This window comes from Methylobacterium currus (assembly GCF_003058325.1).
In the GTDB taxonomy this organism is placed as follows: domain Bacteria; phylum Pseudomonadota; class Alphaproteobacteria; order Rhizobiales; family Beijerinckiaceae; genus Methylobacterium; species Methylobacterium currus.
This window is the reverse complement of sequence record NZ_CP028844.1, coordinates 690,982-708,993: the sequence shown is the minus strand read 5'-3', so window position 1 is coordinate 708,993 and position 18,012 is coordinate 690,982. Positions and strand designations below refer to the sequence as shown.

Below are 18,012 nucleotides of genomic sequence, written 5' to 3'. Positions count from 1 at the left end.
CAAGTCTGCAGAGAAGGGAGCGCTCAGATGCGCTCGAGGTTGCCCCGCGTCTCCTCCGTCATGAAGGCGCCAACGAGGTAGACGGCGGTGACGGCGGTCGTGAAGATCGCGAGCATCATCGGGATCTGGCCGGGACCGTCGACCGCCAGCGACACCAGCGTCGGCAGCATGCCGCCCAGCGCGAAGCCGACGTTCCAGGTCAGGCCGGTGCCGGTGGCGCGCAAAGCGGTCGGGAACTTCTCGTTGAGAAAGATCAGCAGCGGGCCGTAGCTCGCGTTGGCGATGAGGGACAGGAGCATGACGTAGACTGTGAGGAGCGCAGTGTCGGTGGTCTGGGCCATGGCGAGGAAGAGCGCCGGGAAGGCCACCAGTCGCACGGCGCCCATGAGCAGGAAGCTCGATCGGCGTCCGATGCGCTGACTCAGTTCGCCGAGCGCGCAGGCGCCGAATGCGGCGGCGACGTTGGCGGCGATGAGCATCATCGACGCGGTCGCATTCGGAACGCCATTCACGAGCTTGAGGTAGGTCGGCAGGTAGCCGGAGGTGAGATAGTAGGCTGCGCCACCGCCGAACGAGATCAGGGTCGAGACCAGGAAGGCCCTGATGTACTCGGCCGAGAACAGGGCACGCACCGGCGAGGCGACCACGGGTGCCCCGGCGCGGCGCGCCGACTTCTCCGCCTGGAGCTGCCGGAAGATCGGGGATTCCTCAAGGTTGCGGAACAGGACCAGGCCGACGGCCGAGGTCAGGAGCCCCGAGAAGAACATCGCCCGCCAGCCCCAGGAGGCGAAGGCCTCGCCGGGTGCCAGCAGGGAGATCACGTAGAAGACCAGCGAGGCCAGTAACCCGCCGATCGCCGCGCCGCCGCCGCCGACTGCGCCCGACATCAGGCCGCGCCAGCGCTCGGGGACGGATTCGGTGCCGATCGTGTGCGAGGCCGCGACCACGCCGCCGACGAAGATGCCTTGAATCAGTCGGAATGCGAGGAAGATCGCCGTAGCGGCCCAGCCGATCTGGCCGACCGTGGGCAGGAGCCCGAAGGCCGCGGTCGAGACGCCGACCCCGAGCACGGCGATCATCAGCGCGCGCCGCCGGCCGAGGCGATCGGCGTAGGACCCGAACAGGGCCGAGCCGAGGGGACGGATCAGCAGCGTGACGGCGAAGGATGCGTAGGCGCCCGCAAGCGACAGCATCGGCTTGTCGGCGGGGAAGAACAGCGTCCCGATGACGGGAGCAACGTAGAGCAGGATGAAGAGGTCGAACAGGTCGAGGCCCCATCCGAACAGCGAGGCCATGGCGGCGGTGGCGGTCTGGCGGGTCGTCGGCTTGGGCAAGGCCTCGGACACGGGAATCGTGGTGGCGGCGGACATCGGGTTTCCTCCTTTGGGCACGCGGCATCGTTGGCCCGGCCGGTGCGGCCGGGCCTTCCGATGGTCATGAGGGTCGATTTCGGGGCCGCCCGGCCGGCTCTTGGCGCTGGTTCTTGGCGCTGGTTCTTGTCGCCGGCTGGGGCGGGGCAGCGCTACGAGCCGCGGAAGCTCGGCTTGCGCTTGGCGTGGAAGGCCTCGACGCCCTCGCGGAAGTCGTCGGACTGGCGCAGGCGGCTGTAGCAGTGGCCCTCGAGTTCGATGGCGATCGAGAGGGTCGAGTCCTCGGTGTCGTTGAGGAGCTTCTTGGCCGTGCGCTGGGCGATGGGCGAGAAGCCGCGCAGCTCCTCCACCAGCGCGTCGACGGCGGCTTCGAGTTCGCCGTCCGGCACGCACTCGGTGGCGATCCCCCATTCCAGCGCCTGCCGGCCGGGAATGCGCTTCGAGCGCATCACGATATCCTTGGTGCGGGTGATGCCGACGATCTTCTGCAGGCGGGCCGAGCCCCCGGAGCCTGGGATCTGGCCGAGCTTCTGCTCGGGCAGCGCGTACCGGCAGGTCTCCGAGACGATGCGGAAGTCGCAGGCGAGCGAGATCTCGAAGCCGACGCCGAACGTATAGCCGCGGTTGGCCGCGATCACCGGCTTGGCACAGCGGGCCGGCGCCGCCATGTTCCAGGCGAGCTTGGAGACATGCTCGGGCGAGGCGTCGAGGAAGCCCTTGATGTAGCCGCCCGAGGAGAAGTGTTCGCCCTCGGCGCGCAGCACGATCACGCGGACCCGGTCGTCCTCGTCGAGGGCCTCGAACACCTTCCGGATCTGGTCGCGCTGGGGCATCTCGATCACGTTCATCGGCGGGCGGGCCAGGATGACGTCGGCGCGCTCACGGGCGGGGTCGATTTCGACGCGGAAGCCGTCGAGGTTGGAAAGCCGGGGATCGCTGGTCCGGGAATCACTGGTCATGGGGTCACTCTCTCGTTGACCTTGGGGACAAGGCCTTTGGGGGGGAAGGAATCGCCTCAGGCGGCGGCGGAGGGGTCGCTCGCCGCCTCGGCCTCGTACGCGCCCGCGACGAGCTGGCGGCGCAGGAGCTTGCCGACCGGGGATTTCGGGATCTCGGCGACGAACACGTAGGCGCGCGGGCGCTTGTGGCTCGGCAGCCCGGCCGCGCGGCAATGGGCGTCGAGAGCGGCTTCGTCGACGGACGCACGGCGCTTGACGAAGGCGGTGACCACCTTCCCCCAGCGCTCGTCGGGCAGGCCGACCACGGCGATCTCCGAGACGGCCGGGTGCAGCGACAGGCAGCTCTCGATCTCGACCGGAGAGACGTTCTCCCCGCCCGTGATGATCATGTCGTCGACCCGGCCGGTCACGAACACGTCGCCATCGCCGTCCATGAAGCCGGTGTCGCCCGTGAAGTACCAGCCCTGGCGGAACGCCTTCGCGTCGGCCTCCGGGCGGCGCCAGTAGCCCTCGAAGGCCTCGTCGCCGCTCGCGATCACGGCGATCTCGCCCTCCTCGCCGGGGGCGGCGGCCGCGTGCGGATCGGTGGCCCCGAGCGGGACGATCCGCACCAGGGTGTTGAGGCCGGCCCGCCCTGCCGAGCCGGGCTTCACCGCGGCGTCCTGGTTGATCGTGAAGGTGTAGACCTCCGACGAGCCGTAATGGTTGACGAAGAGGTCCGGCCGGAACGCCTCGGTCAGCCGGCCGAGGAGGCCGTCCGTCATCGGCGCGCCCGCGAAGCCGAGCTTGCGCACCGACGACGTGTCGGTCGCGGCGAAGTCCGGATGGTGGACGAGGTCGTGGTAGAGCGTCGGCACGAGGTAGAGGTTCGTCACCCTCTCAGCCGCGATCAGACGCAGCGCGCCCGCCACGTCGAAGCGCGGCAGGCACACGAAGGTGCCGCCGATGAGCGACATGGCGAGCAGCGAGCGCACCCCCATCGTGTGGTAGAGCGGCATGACGCCGAGGGTCCGCTCGCCGCGGCCATAGAGGTTCTGGGCCACGTGGGCGAGGGCGGCGGCGCGCTCCGTGCGGTGGCGGCGCGGCACGCCCTTGGGTTTCGCCGTGGTGCCCGAGGTATAGAGCATCAGCGAGACCGCCTCGGCATCGGCCCTAGGCGCGATGGGCTCGGCCGCTAAGGCGGCGAGGTCGGCAAAGCGCGTCTCGCCGGGCTCGGGCTCCACGCCGACGACGATGCGCGGGCAGAGGCGGGCGGCGGCACTCGCCCGCACGCTCGCGGCCGAGACGCCCTCGTAGGCGACCGCCTTCGCCTCCGCGTTCTCGACCACGAAGTCGATCTCGTCGGGATTCGCCCGCCAGTTGACCGGCGTGAGCACGAGGCCGGCGAACTGGCAGGCCCAGTGGAGCGTCGCCGCTTCCAGGCGGTTCTGCAGCACCGTGACGAGGTGGTCGCCGGGCTTAAGGCCGAGCGCGTCGAGGCCCGCGACCACGGAGGAGATCAGCCCATACCACTCCGCGTAGGTGAGGCGGATCTCCCGGTCGACGATGGCGATGCCCCGCGGGTCGCGGGACACGCTCGCCAGGAAGCTGGTGCCAAGGTCAAGCATGGGATGGGGTCTCCTCGGTCGGTTCGCCGCGCAGCAGGGCGGCGGCCTCGACGGCGGCCGCGATGATCGGGGCGTAGCCGGTGCAGCGGCAGAGATGCCCGCCGATCACCTCGGTGAGCTCTCCCTGCGTCGCGTGCGGGCGGTGCCGCAGGTAGGCGTCGAGCGACATCAGGATGCCGGCGGTGCAGAAGCCGCATTGCAGGGCGTGGTGGCGCCGGAAGGCCGCCTGGAGCACGCCGAGCCGGCCGGGTTCCGGCGCCAGCCCTTCGACGGTGCGCACGTCGCTGCCCTCCACGGCGACGGCGAGCGTCAGGCAGGCGCGGGCGGGCAACCCGTCGATGGTGATCGTGCAGGCGCCGCAGACGCCGTGCTCGCAGCCGACATGGGTGCCGGTCATGCCGAGGCCGTGGCGGAGCGCGTCGGTGAGCAGCGTCCGCGGTTCGACCTCGACCCGGGCGGGGGCGCCGTTCAGCGTGAAGGCGACCTCGTGGCGTCGCGTCGCGTCTAGCCGTGGCATCGGCGGGCCTCCTCTGCGGCCTGTTCGAGGACCTGGCGGCCGAGGCGGCGCACGAGGTCGCGGCGGTAGCGGGCAGTGGCGTGGACATCGTCCCCTGCGCCGAGGTCCCAGGCGAGGGCGTTGAGGGCGTCGTCGAGGGCGGCGCCGTCTAGGAGCGGCCAGTCGCGGGCGGTCGGCCGGTCGGCGACGCCGCCCACCGCGAGGCGCATCCGCTGCCCGTCGACCACGGCCGCGCAGGCCACGATGGCGAAATCGCCGTGGCGCCGGGCCATCTCCGTGAAGGCGTAGCCGGAGCCCGGCCTGCGCACCGGCAGGGCGATCGCCTCGACGAGCTCGTCGTCGGCCCGGTCGGTCACCATCATCCCGACGAAGAAGTCGTCGGCCCGCACCCGCCGCGCCCGCTTGGCGGAGCGCAGATGCACCTCGCCCTCGAGGGCGACGAGGCAGAGCGGGATCTCGGCGCTGGGGTCGGCATGGGCGACGGAGCCGCACAGGGTGCCCCGGGCCCGGGTCTGGACGTGGCCGACGAAGGGGAGGGCTGCGGCCAGGAGCGGCACCTCGTCAGCGAGGCCCGGCCGGTCGAGCAGGAGCGTCTGCCGCACGCCCGCCGGGATGACGAGGGCGCCGTTCTCGCGGCGGGGCGACCGCAGCGTCTCGATCCGCATGAGGTCGACGATCAGCGCGGGCTTCGTTAGCCGCATGTTCAGCATCGGCACGAGCGACTGGCCGCCCGCGACGATGCGGGCCTCGTCGCGATGGCGGGTCAGCGCCTCCAGAACCTCGTCGAGGCTCGCGGCGCGCAGGTAGTCGAAGCGGGCGGGCTTCATGCGGAGACCCCCAGGCGCGCGAGGAGCCGGCGCAGCAGGCCGGGCCGGGACTCGCCGCCGGCACGGCGCGCGAGGGCGGAGAAGAAGCCGCCGATGATCACCCGGGCCGCCCCGTCGAGGAGACGGCCACCCACCGCCGCGACCTTGCCGCCGACGGAGGCCTCGTAGGCGTAGCCGATGCGCGTCCCGCCCCGGGCGTCCGGCGCCAGGGTGATCCGCCCGCTGCCGCCGCCGTTGCCGAGCGCCCCCGTCACGGTGCCCGACAACGTCGCGGCCCGGGGCGGATCGAGATCCGAGAGCGTGATGTCGGCCTTGTAGCGGCCCTTCACGGGGCCGACGCCGAGGGTCACGTCGGCTCGGAAATGCGTCTCCGACAGCTTGCGCACGCCATGCGCGCCCGGGATCACCGAGGTCAGCACGGCGGGGTCGAGCAGCATCGCCCAGACCGCCTCCGGGGCCGCCGCCACCCGGGCTTCACCCTCGCCGCGCATGGTCCGGTCGCCCGGGCGGGCCTGCGCCTGCACGGTGCGGCCCTGCGGGGGAGCCGGCTCGTCGCTGCGCTCGCTGAGCGCGGCGAGCTTGGCGGGCGTCAGCGGCAGGTCGATGGCGTCGATCCCGAGCGCGTCCGCCACCGCATTGGCGAGGCAGACCGGCGTCGACATGCAGTTGCCCTCGCCTACGCCCTTCGCTCCGAGGGGTGTGAAAGGAGAGGGACTCTCGAGATGCAGGACGACGAGGTCGGGGATCTCGGTTGCGGTCGGCAAGAGGTAATCGGCGAAGGTGCCGGACAGGAAGGCGCCGTCCTCGCCGTAGGCGAGCTCCTCGTACACGGCGGCGCCGAGCGCCTGGGCGAAGCCGCCACGCACCTGGCCCTCGACCATGCCGGGGTGGAGGATCCGGCCGCAATCGTGCATCGAGACGTAGCGGTCGATGACGAGCTTGCCCGTCGCCCGATCCACCTCCACGCCGCAGAAATCGAAGATGAAGCCGTGACACAGCGAGGAGTTGACGGCATCGCCCTCGTCGGGTGCTGCCAGCTCCGGCGGCGTCCAGAACGCCGTCTCGCGGATGACGGAGCCGACCTCGTCGGGCACGAGGCCCGGCGACCAGTGGCTCGTCGCGGCGACGCGCGCGAAGGGCAGCGCGGCGTCCGGGTTCGTCCGCGACGCTACGCGGCCGCCCGCGAAGACGAGGTCGTCGGCCCGCACGTTGAGCTGGGCCGCCGCCACCTGGGCGAGCCGGTCGCGCAGGCGCGTGGCGGCCTGGTAGGCCACCCCGGCGACCGCGGCGGCGAAGCGGCTCGAATAATTGCCCGAGGCGATCGACCACGCGTCCTTGGCGGTGTCGAGATCCGTGGTCACCCGGACCTGATCGAGCGGGATGCCGAAGACGTCGGCCACGACCTGGGCGAGAACGGTGCGATGGCCCTGGCCCTGCGGCACCGAGGCGACCTGCACGGTCACCGAGCCGACCGGATCGAGGGTGATGGTCGCGGTGGCCTGCGCGCCGTTCTTCGGGCCGGCCTTGGCGCGCTCGGCGGCGGTCAGCACCGTGGTGATGTAGCCCATGTTCGAGACGCTGGGCTCGACCGCGGCGGTAAAGCCGATGCCGTAGAGCCGGCCCTCCGCCCGCGCCGCCTCGCGACGGCGGCGCAGAGCGTCGAGACCACCATCGCGAACGGCCTCGTCGAGGGCGCGCTGGTAGTCGCCCGAGTCGTACAGTGCCCCGGTCGCGGTGCGGTACGGGAAGGCATCCGCCGGGATCAGGTTCCGGCGGATCACGTCGAGCGGGTCGAGCCCGAGCGTCGCGGCGATGCGCTGCACGAGGCGCTCGAGAGGGTAGTAGACCTGCGGGCCGCCGAAGCCGCGCACGAGGCCGGTCGGCGTCTTGTTGGTGACCACCACCCGGTTGCGGATGCGCACGTGCCGGATCGCGTAGGCGCCGGTCATGTTGCCGTGCATCCGGTACAGGGTCGCCGGCTCCGGTGCGCGCAGGGTGGCGCCGCAATCCTCGACCTGGTCCCAGTCGAGGGCAGCGATGCGGCCCTCGCCGTCGAAGGCGGCCGTCAGGGTGGTGACGCGGTTCGTCGCCGAGACCGAGGCGGCGAGGTGCTCCATCCGGTCCTCGATCCACTTGACCGGGCGCCCGACCTTGCGGGCGGCGGCGCAGATCAGGACCGCGTAGGGGGCGACGCCCTGCTTCACGCCGAAGCTGCCGCCGGAATCCGGCGGCGTGCGCAGCCGCAGGCGGTTGCCCGGCACCTTGAGGGCGCGGGCCACCACGGCATGGATGCTGAAGGGGCCCTGGAAGTTCGCGAGGAGATCGTAGGAATCGTCGCTCGGGTCGTACTCGGCGACGACCCCGTAGGTCTCCATCGGCGAACCGGTGTTCCGGGGATAGCGGACCGTCACCGAGAGGGTGTGGCGGGCCTGCGCGAAGGCGGCGTCCGGGTCGCCGTACCGGAAGGCGCGGTCGCTGACGAGGTTCTGCCCGACGCCCTCGTGCAGGACGGGCGCGTCCTCGGCCAGCGCTGCCAGCGGATCGACCATCGCCGGACGGGCGCGGTACTCGACCTCGATCAGGTCGCAGCCGTCCTCGGCGACGTAACGATCCTGCGCCACGACCACGGCGACCGGCTCGCCGACGTAGCGCACCCGGTCGACAGCGATCGCCCGTGCGTCCACGGCGGCGCGGAGCGCCGGGACGAGGGGACCGGCGACGTCGGCGAGATCGTGTCCGGTGAGCACCGCGACCACGCCCGGGAGCGCGCGGGCCGCGTCGGCGTCGAGGCCGAGGATGTCGGCGTGCGCGTGAGGGGAGCGCAGGATCGCCGCGTGCAGCGTACCGGGCTTGTGCCCGAGATCGTCGATGTAGCGTCCGCGTCCGGACAGCAGAGCGGCGTCCTCGACGCGCTCGACCGACTGCCCGACGAAACGGCTGTGCTCGATGCCCAATGCTCGCTTCCTCGTTCGAGGCTCTAGGGAGGCCTCGTGAGTGCAAACTGCATCGACCCCGCCGCGGGACGTGAGACGCCCCCGTCTCACGACTTACCGAAACGTCTCAAAATCCGCGGACCGGCATCGTGACGTCCGGGCGGGCTTGCTGGTGCAGGGGTGCGACCCTTGCTTCTCCGGCGCACGGGACAGGCGAGCGTCGCACCCCGTCCGGCAATGGGCGGCGGTCGTGCAGGCAGGGAGCAGCGCGTGAGTTGCGGCGGGTGGGATCAGGCCGCGAAGCCGGCCGAGCGGCGGACGATGCCGCGGAAGACGCTCGGGGGCACGCTGACGTGGTCGCGGAAGAAGCGCGAGAAATGCGCGGGTGCCGCGAAGCCGAGCTTCGTGCCGAGATCCGAAAGGCTCTCGTCGCCCGCGACGATCGCCTCGACGGCGCGCTCGATCCGGATCGAGTTGAGGAAGACGTGCGGCGAGGCGCCGGTCGTCTGCTCGAACAGGCGGTAGAAATGGGCGCGCGACAGGCCGGCTTCGCGGGCCAGGGCTTCGGCGCTGAGGCCGAGCCCGTCCTCGCCGCGCATCCGGGCCATGGCCCGCTGCACACGCCAGTCTCCCCGCGGGCGCCGCCCTGCTTCGCGCAGGGAGGTTCCGATCTCGCGCCACTTCGTGAACCGCTCGATCAGGGCGATCATCAGTCCCGGCAGCAGCTCGCCCCGGATGCGCGGTGAACCGGGGGTGTAGACCATCTCGGCGGCGAGATCCCGCACGAGACCGCGGATCACCGCGGTGATCAGCCCGGCGGGCTCGTCGAAGAAGCCCGGTGCGGCGCTCGCCGACCAATTGTGCCGGAAGGCGCCGAGCCATGCCGGCTCGATGTACAGCGCGAGGATCATCGACGGCTCGCGGCGCGGATCGTGGACGTAGGCGTGGGTCTCCCACGCGTTGACGAGGACCGCCTGGCTGTCGGTCAGGTTGACCACCCGGTCGCCGACCAGGAACTGCGTGTCGTCACCCTCGACCTTCAGCAGCACGTGGCAGTGCGGATGGGCGTGGCGAACCAACCCGCGATCCATGTCGAGCAGGGCAACGCGGCCGAAATCTCCGTACGTGATTTCGAGAGCATCAGACATGAGAACAGCCTAGCACCCGGTGCCGAACGCAGCCAGCCGTCGCCATGCCCAGCCTCGCTGCTACTTCTGTCGCAGGGATACCGGAACAGAGGCCGGGATGTCCGCGCCTGACCGCTTCAGCAGGTGATCCGTCCCCATCACGACCAGTGGGATGACCAGAGCCACGTAGGCATTGTCGATCCCGAATGGGTCGCCCGCCAGGAACCAGCCGATCGTCAGCACGAGGGACGCGACGATGCTGACGAATGCGGCCCGCGGCCGCGTCACGTGTGGCGCGTAGAAGGCGAACAGGACCAGGACCGCGAGAGTGGCGCGCAGGGACTTGGCGAGGAAGGTAACCTTCAGGATATCCGGCGCGTAGATCGCGAGCGGAATCGGCAGCAGCCCCACCGCGATCGTCGCCGCACGCACGAAGGCGAGCGAGCCGCGTCCTTCCACATCGCCGCGAAGGGGTATGTAGAAATCCTTGTAGAGGAGCGTCGCCGCACCGATGCTGAGCGCCGAGATCGTGCCGAACAGCGAACCGGCGAGGCCCGCGACCACGACCGCGGCAAGGACGTCGTCCATCCGGGCGATCAGCGCCGGCAGCACCCCGATCGGCGGCACGTTCGGCATCAAGGCGCCCGCGCACACGCCGACGAGGGCGGCCAGCAGGCCGAACGGAATCGAGAAGGATTGCGCACCAGAAGCTCGCGGCCTGGGCGGTGCGACCGTCCTCCACGGTGTTGATCGCCTGGATCACGTATTGTGTCGAGAAGACCGCGCCGATCCCGGCCACGAGCCAAGCCAGGATCTGGGACCAGCCGACGGTGTCGACGGCAAACATCCGGGCCGGAACCTGTGCCTGCAGGGACCCGAGGCCGCCGATTTGCGAGACGGCGAAGGCCGCTGCGACCAGGATGCCGACGTACTTGACGACGGCGTGCAGCACATTGGTGGTGATCACGGAGCGCATGCCGCCGATGCCGACGTAGAGCGTCGCCACCGCGCCGGTGATGACGATCGCCGTGGTGCGGTCCATCCCGAGCAGCCCCGCCAGGATGGAGCCGCCGCCCGCGTAGGTCGAGATCGCCACGATCTGCAGGGCGAAGATCATGATGACCGAGGTGGCGAGCTTGGTCGGGCGTCCATAGGCGCGGGCCAGCGCGCCCGAGATGGTGTTCTCGCCGAGCGTCTTGAAGCGACGGGCCAGGAAGAAGGCGTACAGCATGAAGCCGATGCCGAGGGCCACGATGTTCCAGGCCGCCGAGAGGCCGACCTTCACGGCGGTCTGCGTCGTGCCGACGCTCGCCGCCGTACCGATGAACTCGGACATGAGCAGGAAGCCGATCAGGACTGCCGGGTAACGCGCTCCTCCCGACGTGAAGCTGCCGGCGCTCCTGGCGTGACGGCGCGCGACGACGCTGATCAACCCCATCGCTGCCAAGTAGGCCAACGTGAGCGACAGCACGACCCAGTTCGGCTGCATGATGCCGCTGTCCGTCAGACGTCAGCGAATGTGCACAGGTCGCGGTGATTGGGCATGATTCCTCCGGTTGTTCTTTCGGGCGACCGCGCGTGATGGCGTTCTTGTATGCGCCCAGTCGGAAGGATCGTGCGTGCAGAGCGGTTGTTCATCAAATAGAGAAAAATGATATAGGTGATCATCAGCCATGATGGCTCCGTCCTCCCAGACATGACCAGTCAGTGGCCGACGATACGTGGCGGGGCGCGGAACCGTTGCTGATCCTAAGACGATCGAAGTGGATAGGGATGCTGTCGCAGCGCCTGCGTGATTGGGAACATGTCAAGCATGTGCCGCCGGGCCGGCTGCAGGGGCCGATCAGGGACGGCACTCCTCGGCGAGTTACAGAGTGCAACTCTATCGGCTTCGTATCATGACACCATACACCGAACCGGTCACCAGTTCGGTGTATGGCTCCCGAAGCGTTATCGGCGAGCGATGCCGCCGGCTGCCAGCGCCTTTGCCTGTTCCGAAAAGCCCGCGATCAGTTCCATCATCGGTTCCCTCACCTCCCGCGGTGCGGTCTTCAGCGACCCGGCGTGGAACGGCGGATCCGGATCGTACTCGCTCATCAACTGGCAGCATTCCGCATAGGTGCGGTCGCGCATCTCTGCGACCATCGTCAGTCCGAAATCGAGCCCGGCCGTGACGCCCGCCCCGGTGATGCGGTTGCGGTCACGCACGACGCGCGCCTCGGTCGGGATCGCACCGAAGCCGGCCAGGGCGTCCCGGCAGGACCAGTGCGACGTCGCCCTGTAGCCCTCGAGCAGGCCGGCCTTGCCGAGGATCAGCGAGCCCGAGCACACGCTGGTCACGTACGTCGCCCGGCTGCCGCGATCGGCCATGAAGGCAAGCGTCTCCGGGTCGGTGGCCGCCTTGATCGTGCCGTCCGTGCCGCCCGGCGTGAACAGGACGGTCAGGTCCCGCGGGCAGGTCTCGAACGTCGCCGTGGGCATGATCGTCACGCCCGCGTCGCTCGTCACCGGATCGAGCGACCGGGAGACGAGGTGGATCTTGGCGCCCATCATGGCCCCGAACATGCTGTGTGGTCCGATCAGGTCCATGATGGTCATGCCGGGATAGATCAGCATCCCGATCTCCTCGTGACCGATCCAATGCACGCCGTCGCCACGACCCATGTCATAGCTGTTCGACGACGAATGCGGCGACGGCCCGGCCGACTCGGCACGCGCCGAGCCGGCGGCGAACGGGGAGAGGAGCGCGAGCAGTGCGGCGGTTCGGCGATCGACAATGGTCATGAGGACTGTCCTCCAATCTGAATTCTGAGAATCATTCGCAATATCCGTCTCCGCACGAAACAGAACAGATGCAGCAACAAGGATCCAGGCAAAGCTGCATCATGCCGCTCTGCCTGGAGATCGATGGCCGCGCGGCCCTACCAGCGATACACGAGGCTGCCGATTACCTGCCGCCTCGCATCGTACAGGCAGAGCCCGGTCTGGCATACGATCCGGCGGGTATCGAACAGGTTGGTCGCATTCACCTGCAGCCGCAGGCCGGAGTACTTTCGGTCGAACAGCGCGAGATCGTAATCAATGACGCCATCGACCAGCGCGTCTCCCCGGCTACGGAACGTGTTCTGGTCGTCGCCGAAACTCGAGCTGATGTAGCGGACGCCCGCACCGATGCCGAGCCCGGCGAAGGCCGAGCCGGGCTGGAACGTGTACTTGGCAAAGGCGGCGACGGTGTCGTCGGGGATGCCGGAGAGCTTCTTGCCGGTCGTGATCCCGAGGGCAGGATCGTCGATACCTTTGACGATGGTGACGTCGAGATGCGTGTAGGCGGCAGTGAGGTTCCAGCCGGGTGCCAGCGAGGCCGTCGCCTCCAACTCGATGCCGCGCGAGCGGATCTGGCCGGTCGGGGTCTGGAAGAGGAGGGGGTTGCCCGGATCGGGACGGAGCACGTTCTTCTGGTCGATGTTGAACAGGGCGGCGCTCATGAAGACCGGAAGATCGGGCACCTTGTATTTGATGCCGACCTCTTCCTGCTCGCCCGATGTCGGCTTGAACGGCGTCCCCGCGGCATCCGTGCCGAGCTGCGGGCTGAAGTTCGTGCCGTAGCTGACATAGGGGGCCAGGCCACTGTCGAAGACGTAGGCGAGCCCCACCCGGCCGGTGAGGGCTGCATTGTCCTGATCCGCCTTGGTGCCGGCGACGAGATTGTTGACCGTGCTCGTCACCCAACTCTGTCGACCGTTGAGCGTCAGGACGAAGCCGCCCCACTTGGCCTGTTCTTGAGCGTAGAGACCGATCTCGTGCTGCCGCTGCTTCTGTCGTATGGCGAACGTATCGACGGGTGCGATGTATTGCCTGCCGTAATTCAGGGCAAAAAGATCGAGGTCGGGCGCAGGACCGAAGCCGATCTTGTTGCTGTATCCGTAATGATTGTAGTCGAGGCCAAATAGCAAGGTATTGGCGACGCCGCCGAGCTCGAAGCGCGTCTCGGCCTGATTGTCGAGCGCGATGGCGTTGACCGTATCAACGATCCGCGTCGCGGTCCGTTGTCCTGTATTGGCCACCGGATCGATCGAGAGAAGATCCGTGTAGCCGTAATCACCGAGGATGCGGTAGAAGCGAAAATTCTGACGCACGGCCAGGAAGTCGCTGAACCGGTGCTCGGCCTCGTAGCCGATCCGGTACTGCTCCGTCCGGGCCGTGTTGTAGGCCGGATCGCCTTTGAAGTAGTTGGTCAGGCGGCGGTTCGGTGCGTCGTAGAAGTAGGACGTGTTGGCGGCGCTCGTGACCGTCATGTGCTCCGCGAGGAGCGTGACGGACGTATCGGCATCGGGGCGCCATGTAATTGCCGGCGCGATGTAGGTCCGGTTGTCCTTGCCGCCCGGGAGCCAATCCTTCGCATCGCGGAACAGGCCGGTCAGGCGATAGCTGAACTGCTCGTTGCCGACCACCGGTCCGCCGATGTCGAAATTGCCCTGGTAGCGGTCGTAGTTGCCGGCCTGGAACTGGATCTCGCCGAAGGGAACCGCGGTCGGACGTTTCGTGATGACGTTGATGATGCCGCCCGGGGACCCGAGGCCGTAGAGACCGGAAGCCGGACCCCGTAGAACCGTGATGGATTGTGCACCGTAGGGCTCGACGCGGGGAATGGCGAAGTTGCCGCCGCCATAGCCTTGCCGCAGACCGTCACGATAGGTCCCGAGCGTGACGAGATCGAAACCCCGAACCGAGAACCAGTCGACCCAGGGGCCGTACCCGTAGTTCGGCGTGATGCCAGGGGTGTAATTGAGTGCTTCAACGAGCGTCTGGACATTGCGGTCGTCGAGCTGCTCGCGCGTGATCGTGGATACCGATTGCGGGATTTCGACGACGGGCGTTCGCGTCTTGCTGCCGGTCGTCGTCCGGGACGCGACATAGCCGGTCACGCCGTCGGAGTTACCGCCGTTCGGTACGCTGCGGCCGGACAGGGCCGCACCGGCAACGTCGATCTGTTGGAGAGGAATGGTATCCGGACCGGCGGTCTGCGCAAGAACGGAAGTCGAGGCGAGCAGGGTCGGCAGCAGGGCGGCGTACAGCTCGGCCCTGGAGAGGGAATGCATGGCTGAGGTCCATCATATGACTGATCGGATTGGCGATCGGTCACACGATGGGTGGGGCGCGGGCGCTGGCGCTGACCCCGGGAGGCGCGCGTGGACAGGCGACGACTTCCGGCCGCCAGATCACCGCGGTCGCGTGCCGGACCGGCCAGACGATCATTGCAGAGATCGGCATGGGCGGGTTGGCCGCATCCATGCCGTGGGCCACGACGCAGCATGCCATATGGCCGTGCATGGGGGCCGGCTTTGCCGGTGCTTGTCCCGCCGACCCCGTATCCCGCAGGCAGATGATATGGGACGCCGACGGCACGCCGGCAGACACCATGCCACCGAGCAACGCCTGCAGGGCGAGCGCGTACAGCGCGGCCACCGCGATGACCACGCGACCGGGCGGCCAGCTTGGCAGGCACGTGCGCATCGCGATGCCGTACGATCCTGTTAGCGCCAGCGTCAATGCGGCGGGTCCCGCGCCGCTGTCGATTTCTGTCCATGGTAGCGTGCGGAGACCAAACCGCACACTGGCAAAAAATCGTTTTCCTGCCGGGCGCCTGGGCCCGAAAACGAAGCCCATGCGGACATCGTGGATATTGTCGCGCGCTCGGCCCGCATCCCTCCAGGCGGCCTGTCTCTTCGTAAGCGGAGCCTTTAGGCCACGGCTTTGAGGTCTTGCGCGCTGGCGTAGGCCCAGGGCAGCAACTCGTCGAGGCGGCGGTTGGGATGGCCCTCGGCGATGCGGGTGAGCACATCATTCAGGTAGGCCTGCGGCTCTACCCCGTTCAGCTTGCACGTCTCGACCAGCGAGGCGATCACCGCCCAGTGCTGCCCGCCGCCATCCGAACCAGCAAACAACGCGTTCTTGCGCGTCAGCGCCAGTGGCCGGATCGCCCGCTCGACCACGTTCGAGTCGAGCTCGACCCGGCCATCCTCCAGGAACACGCACAACCCGGCCCAGCGCGACAGCGCGTAGCGGATCGCCTCGGCCAGCCGGCTCTTCTGGCTCAGCTGCCCGAGCGTCTCGCGCAGCCACGGCTCTAGCGCCGCGATCACTGGACGGCTGTGCTCCTGGCGCTGCGCCCGCCGCTCCTCGACCGAGCGGCCGCGGATCTCCGCCTCGGTCCGGTACAGACGCGCGATCCGTTCCAGCGCCTGCGTGGCGATCGGTGCCGGCCCGCCCTGCGCCAGCTCATAGAAGCGCCGACGCACGTGCGCCCAGCAGAACGCCAGCTGGATCCCGCCGCGATCCGCCAGGGCCTTGTAGCCGCCATAGCCGTCGACCTGCAGCACGCCCGCAAAGCCGCTCAGGTGACGAAGAGGCCGCTCGGCCGTGCGGTCCGGGGCGTAGACGTAGACCACGCCCGGCGGATCGCGTCCGCCCCAGGGCCGGTCGTCCCGCGCGTAGGCCCACAGCTGCCCCGTCTTGGTGCGGCCGCGCCCGGGATCGAGCACCGGCGCGGTGGTCTCGTCGGCAAACAGCTTGCCGCTGGCCCGCAGCATCGTGAGCAGGCGTTCGTGCACGGGGCGCAGCGCAAAGGCGGCGCGCCCGACCCAGTCGGCCAGGGTCGAGCGGTCGAGAAGGACGCCCTGGCGCGCGAAGATCTGAGCCTGTCGGTAGAGCGGCAGGTGGTCCGCGTATTTGGAGACCAGCACCTGCGCCACCAGCGCGTCGGTGGGCAGGCCGCCCTCGATCAGGCGGGCGGGTGCGGGCGCCTGTACGACCGCCTCCTCGCAGGTCCGGCACGCGTAGCGCGGCCGGCGGATCACCAGGACCCGGACCTGCGCCGGCACCACGTCGAGGCGTTCAGAGACGTCCTCGCCGATCCGGTGCAAGGTCCCGGCACAGCACGGGCAGACCAGGCAGGCGGGATCGACGAGGCGCTCGATCCGCGGCAGGTGGGCAGGCAGAGTTCCCCGATTGCGCCGCCGCTCGGCGACCCGCGTCGCCCGGCTGGCCGGCTCGCTGTCGGCGGCCGCCAGCGTGGCGGCCTCGCCCTGCTCGGCCTCCTCCAGCCCCAGCAGCAGCTGGTCCTCCGGCAGGCTCTCGGCCCGCCGCCCGAAGCGGTGGCGTTGCATCGCCTGGATGATCTGGCGCAGCCGCTCGTTCTCGGCCCGCTCCTCGGCCAGTAGCGCCTTGAGCGTCTCGGGATCGTCTGGCGGAGGGGGAGCGGGAGTAGGCACGAACAAGATTAGAGCATAGTTCTCAGCTACTTGCGATGGCCTCGAGGCGTCCTGCGCACTCCGCCGCTCAGCTAGCGACGGCGGGGGTCACGACGGGACGCAGGCCGTGAACGCGCCGCCAGTCCAGCCCCTCGAGCAGGGCCGAGAGCTGTGCGGCGCTCAGGTGCACGGTGCTGTCGCGAGGCGCCGGCCAGTGGAAGGCGCCGCTCTCGAGCCGCTTGGCCACCAGAACCAGGCCGGTCCCATCCCAGAACACCAGCTTGATCCGGTCGGCGCGCTTGGAACGGAACACGTAGATGCTGCCCGAGAATGGATCGGCGCCGATGGCGTCACGCACCAGGGCGGCCAGCCCATCGACGCCTTTGCGGAAGTCGACCGGGCGGGTGGCCACCATCACCCTCACGGCACCGCTGGGCCCGATCACGACCGCGGCCTCAGAGCCCGGATCACTGCCCTGATCTGAGCCTCACTGGCGTGAGCGCCGATGCGGACGACCGCGCCAGCGATCTCGAGTTCGATCCCGGCGCCGTCCGCCGCTCGCTCGGGCGACCGCATCGGTGACGGCACCGACGGGAGAGCAGACGCAACTGGCGTCGTCGCCGGCACGAAGATCATCGGCGTGGGATCCTGCGCCGCTTCGAGAGCGCGGCGCGCCTCCCGGCGCCAACCGAACACCTGTTGGGGCGTCACCCCATGGCGGCGCGCCACGGCCGAGACGACGGCCCCCGGCACGAGGCTCTCCTCGAGGATCGCCGCCTTGGCATCCGCCGACCAAACCCGCCGCCCGCTGCCGCCCGTGATCACCTCCAGGCGGCGCGGCTCAAATCTATGCTCAAGTCCAGACACAAGCCGATCCCCGCATCAAACCACGGACATCAGCATTACGCCTCACCACGCATGACGGTAGGTGGGCTCGGAAGAACGCTTACGTCTCTTCGAACTTGAATGCATGAGAAAACAGGGTTTGCCGCATTGACGGCGGATCGAGCCGCACCGTACGCGGAACCATGCGTGCGTGGTTGTCAGCTCGACCGGTCTGCCGCGTGGCCCTCGCCGTGGTCGCGTTGTACGCGCTCGCCCTCCAGATCCTGTTGGCCGGAACTCTGTTCGCGGGCAATCAGAGCCAGGCGCACATCATCTGCGCGCCGCAAGCCGAATCGTCGGCGGAAGGGCCAGCCAAGTCCCTCCCGGCCCATGCCCACGCGGCCTGCTGTACCGCCGCTCAGGATCTGAGCGCAGGAAGCCCACCACTCCTGGTTTCGATGGCCGTGGTCTGGCCGTTGCGTCGGGCGGAAGTGATCGTCTGGCGTCCGGAAGTCACGGCGACGCCCCGGGCGCCGCCGGGAAGCAGAGCCAGCGCCCGCGCGCCTCCCGTCGTCTGAGCGATCCGTACCCCGATCC

The 18,012-nt window shown here is 69.3% G+C and carries 15 protein-coding genes and 1 pseudogene; 1 reads left to right on the top strand and 15 read right to left on the bottom strand.

Annotated elements, in window-relative coordinates:
• Positions 1–23: 23 nt before the first annotated feature.
• The 15 genes and pseudogenes from DA075_RS33390 to tnpA all read right to left on the bottom strand — a co-directional run bounded on the left by DA075_RS33390 (position 24) and on the right by tnpA (position 17,457).
• Entirely contained in the window at positions 24–1,370 is a 1,347-nt protein-coding gene (locus tag DA075_RS33390; protein ID WP_091886995.1) for an MFS transporter, read from the bottom strand.
• Positions 1,371–1,522: 152 nt separating this feature from the next.
• Positions 1,523–2,329: an enoyl-CoA hydratase/isomerase family protein gene (locus DA075_RS33385; RefSeq protein WP_091886997.1), complete on the bottom strand. Its 807-nt coding sequence runs from the start codon at positions 2,327–2,329 to the stop codon at positions 1,523–1,525.
• Positions 2,330–2,385: 56 nt separating this feature from the next.
• A complete protein-coding gene (locus tag DA075_RS33380) occupies positions 2,386–3,936 on the bottom strand; it encodes an AMP-binding protein (RefSeq protein WP_091886999.1) in 1,551 nt (516 codons plus the stop codon).
• Positions 3,929–4,453 carry a (2Fe-2S)-binding protein gene (locus DA075_RS33375; RefSeq protein ID WP_091887001.1) on the bottom strand — a complete coding sequence of 175 codons (525 nt, stop codon included), beginning with the start codon at positions 4,451–4,453 and terminating at the stop codon, positions 3,929–3,931. Before DA075_RS33375 ends, DA075_RS33380 begins: the two co-directional genes overlap by 8 nt.
• Positions 4,441–5,280, bottom strand: coding sequence for an FAD binding domain-containing protein (locus DA075_RS33370; RefSeq protein ID WP_091887003.1), 840 nt, complete (start codon positions 5,278–5,280; stop codon positions 4,441–4,443). Before DA075_RS33370 ends, DA075_RS33375 begins: the two co-directional genes overlap by 13 nt.
• Entirely contained in the window at positions 5,277–8,234 is a 2,958-nt protein-coding gene (locus DA075_RS33365) for a xanthine dehydrogenase family protein molybdopterin-binding subunit (RefSeq protein WP_091887005.1), read from the bottom strand. Before DA075_RS33365 ends, DA075_RS33370 begins: the two co-directional genes overlap by 4 nt.
• A 269-nt stretch (positions 8,235–8,503) precedes the next feature.
• Entirely contained in the window at positions 8,504–9,361 is an 858-nt protein-coding gene (locus tag DA075_RS33360; RefSeq protein WP_048427910.1) for an AraC family transcriptional regulator, read from the bottom strand.
• A 60-nt stretch (positions 9,362–9,421) separates the two neighbouring features.
• Positions 9,422–9,928 (bottom strand): SLC5/6 family protein, encoded by a 507-nt coding sequence (locus DA075_RS37940; RefSeq protein WP_244537589.1) that lies wholly within the window; start codon positions 9,926–9,928, stop codon positions 9,422–9,424.
• A gap of 331 nt (positions 9,929–10,259) precedes the next feature.
• Positions 10,260–10,676: pseudogene (locus tag DA075_RS37935) on the bottom strand (sodium:solute symporter family transporter); the annotation flags it as partial.
• Between the two features lie 614 nt (positions 10,677–11,290).
• A complete protein-coding gene (locus DA075_RS33350; RefSeq protein WP_099957379.1) occupies positions 11,291–12,124 on the bottom strand; it encodes a DJ-1/PfpI family protein in 834 nt (277 codons plus the stop codon).
• A 137-nt stretch (positions 12,125–12,261) separates the two neighbouring features.
• Complete coding sequence (locus DA075_RS33345; RefSeq protein ID WP_099957378.1) at positions 12,262–14,439, bottom strand: TonB-dependent siderophore receptor; 2,178 nt, start codon at positions 14,437–14,439, stop codon at positions 12,262–12,264.
• Positions 14,440–14,479: 40 nt separating this feature from the next.
• Positions 14,480–15,007 (bottom strand): hypothetical protein, encoded by a 528-nt coding sequence (locus DA075_RS33340; protein ID WP_244936659.1) that lies wholly within the window; start codon positions 15,005–15,007, stop codon positions 14,480–14,482.
• 74 nt (positions 15,008–15,081) lie between these two features.
• Entirely contained in the window at positions 15,082–16,611 is a 1,530-nt protein-coding gene (gene tnpC / locus DA075_RS33335; RefSeq protein WP_099957596.1) for an IS66 family transposase, read from the bottom strand.
• A 67-nt stretch (positions 16,612–16,678) separates the two neighbouring features.
• Positions 16,679–17,035, bottom strand: coding sequence for an IS66 family insertion sequence element accessory protein TnpB (gene tnpB, locus DA075_RS33330; RefSeq protein ID WP_099957376.1), 357 nt, complete (start codon positions 17,033–17,035; stop codon positions 16,679–16,681).
• Complete coding sequence (gene tnpA / locus DA075_RS33325) at positions 17,032–17,457, bottom strand: IS66-like element accessory protein TnpA (RefSeq protein ID WP_099957375.1); 426 nt, start codon at positions 17,455–17,457, stop codon at positions 17,032–17,034. The genes tnpB and tnpA overlap by 4 nt, the downstream gene beginning before the upstream one ends.
• 197 nt (positions 17,458–17,654) lie before the next feature.
• Here tnpA and DA075_RS33320 point away from each other — a divergent pair, with 197 nt between their 5' ends.
• Positions 17,655–17,993 carry a hypothetical protein gene (locus tag DA075_RS33320; RefSeq protein ID WP_244936658.1) on the top strand — a complete coding sequence of 113 codons (339 nt, stop codon included), beginning with the start codon at positions 17,655–17,657 and terminating at the stop codon, positions 17,991–17,993.
• The last annotated feature ends 19 nt before the right edge of the window (positions 17,994–18,012 follow it).

Coding starts and splice junctions, on each gene's coding strand:
- DA075_RS33380 (WP_091886999.1), bottom strand. CDS start 3,936: ATGCTTGACCTTGGCACCAGCTTCCTGGCGAGCGTGTCCCGCGACCCG.
- DA075_RS33350 (WP_099957379.1), bottom strand. CDS start 12,124: ATGACCATTGTCGATCGCCGAACCGCCGCACTGCTCGCGCTCCTCTCC.
- DA075_RS33385 (WP_091886997.1), bottom strand. CDS start 2,329: ATGACCAGTGATTCCCGGACCAGCGATCCCCGGCTTTCCAACCTCGAC.
- DA075_RS33360 (WP_048427910.1), bottom strand. CDS start 9,361: ATGTCTGATGCTCTCGAAATCACGTACGGAGATTTCGGCCGCGTTGCC.
- DA075_RS33390 (WP_091886995.1), bottom strand. CDS start 1,370: ATGTCCGCCGCCACCACGATTCCCGTGTCCGAGGCCTTGCCCAAGCCG.
- DA075_RS33340 (WP_244936659.1), bottom strand. CDS start 15,007: ATGGGCTTCGTTTTCGGGCCCAGGCGCCCGGCAGGAAAACGATTTTTT.
- DA075_RS37940 (WP_244537589.1), bottom strand. CDS start 9,928: ATGGACGACGTCCTTGCCGCGGTCGTGGTCGCGGGCCTCGCCGGTTCG.
- DA075_RS33370 (WP_091887003.1), bottom strand. CDS start 5,280: ATGAAGCCCGCCCGCTTCGACTACCTGCGCGCCGCGAGCCTCGACGAG.
- DA075_RS33345 (WP_099957378.1), bottom strand. CDS start 14,439: ATGCATTCCCTCTCCAGGGCCGAGCTGTACGCCGCCCTGCTGCCGACC.
- DA075_RS33375 (WP_091887001.1), bottom strand. CDS start 4,453: ATGCCACGGCTAGACGCGACGCGACGCCACGAGGTCGCCTTCACGCTG.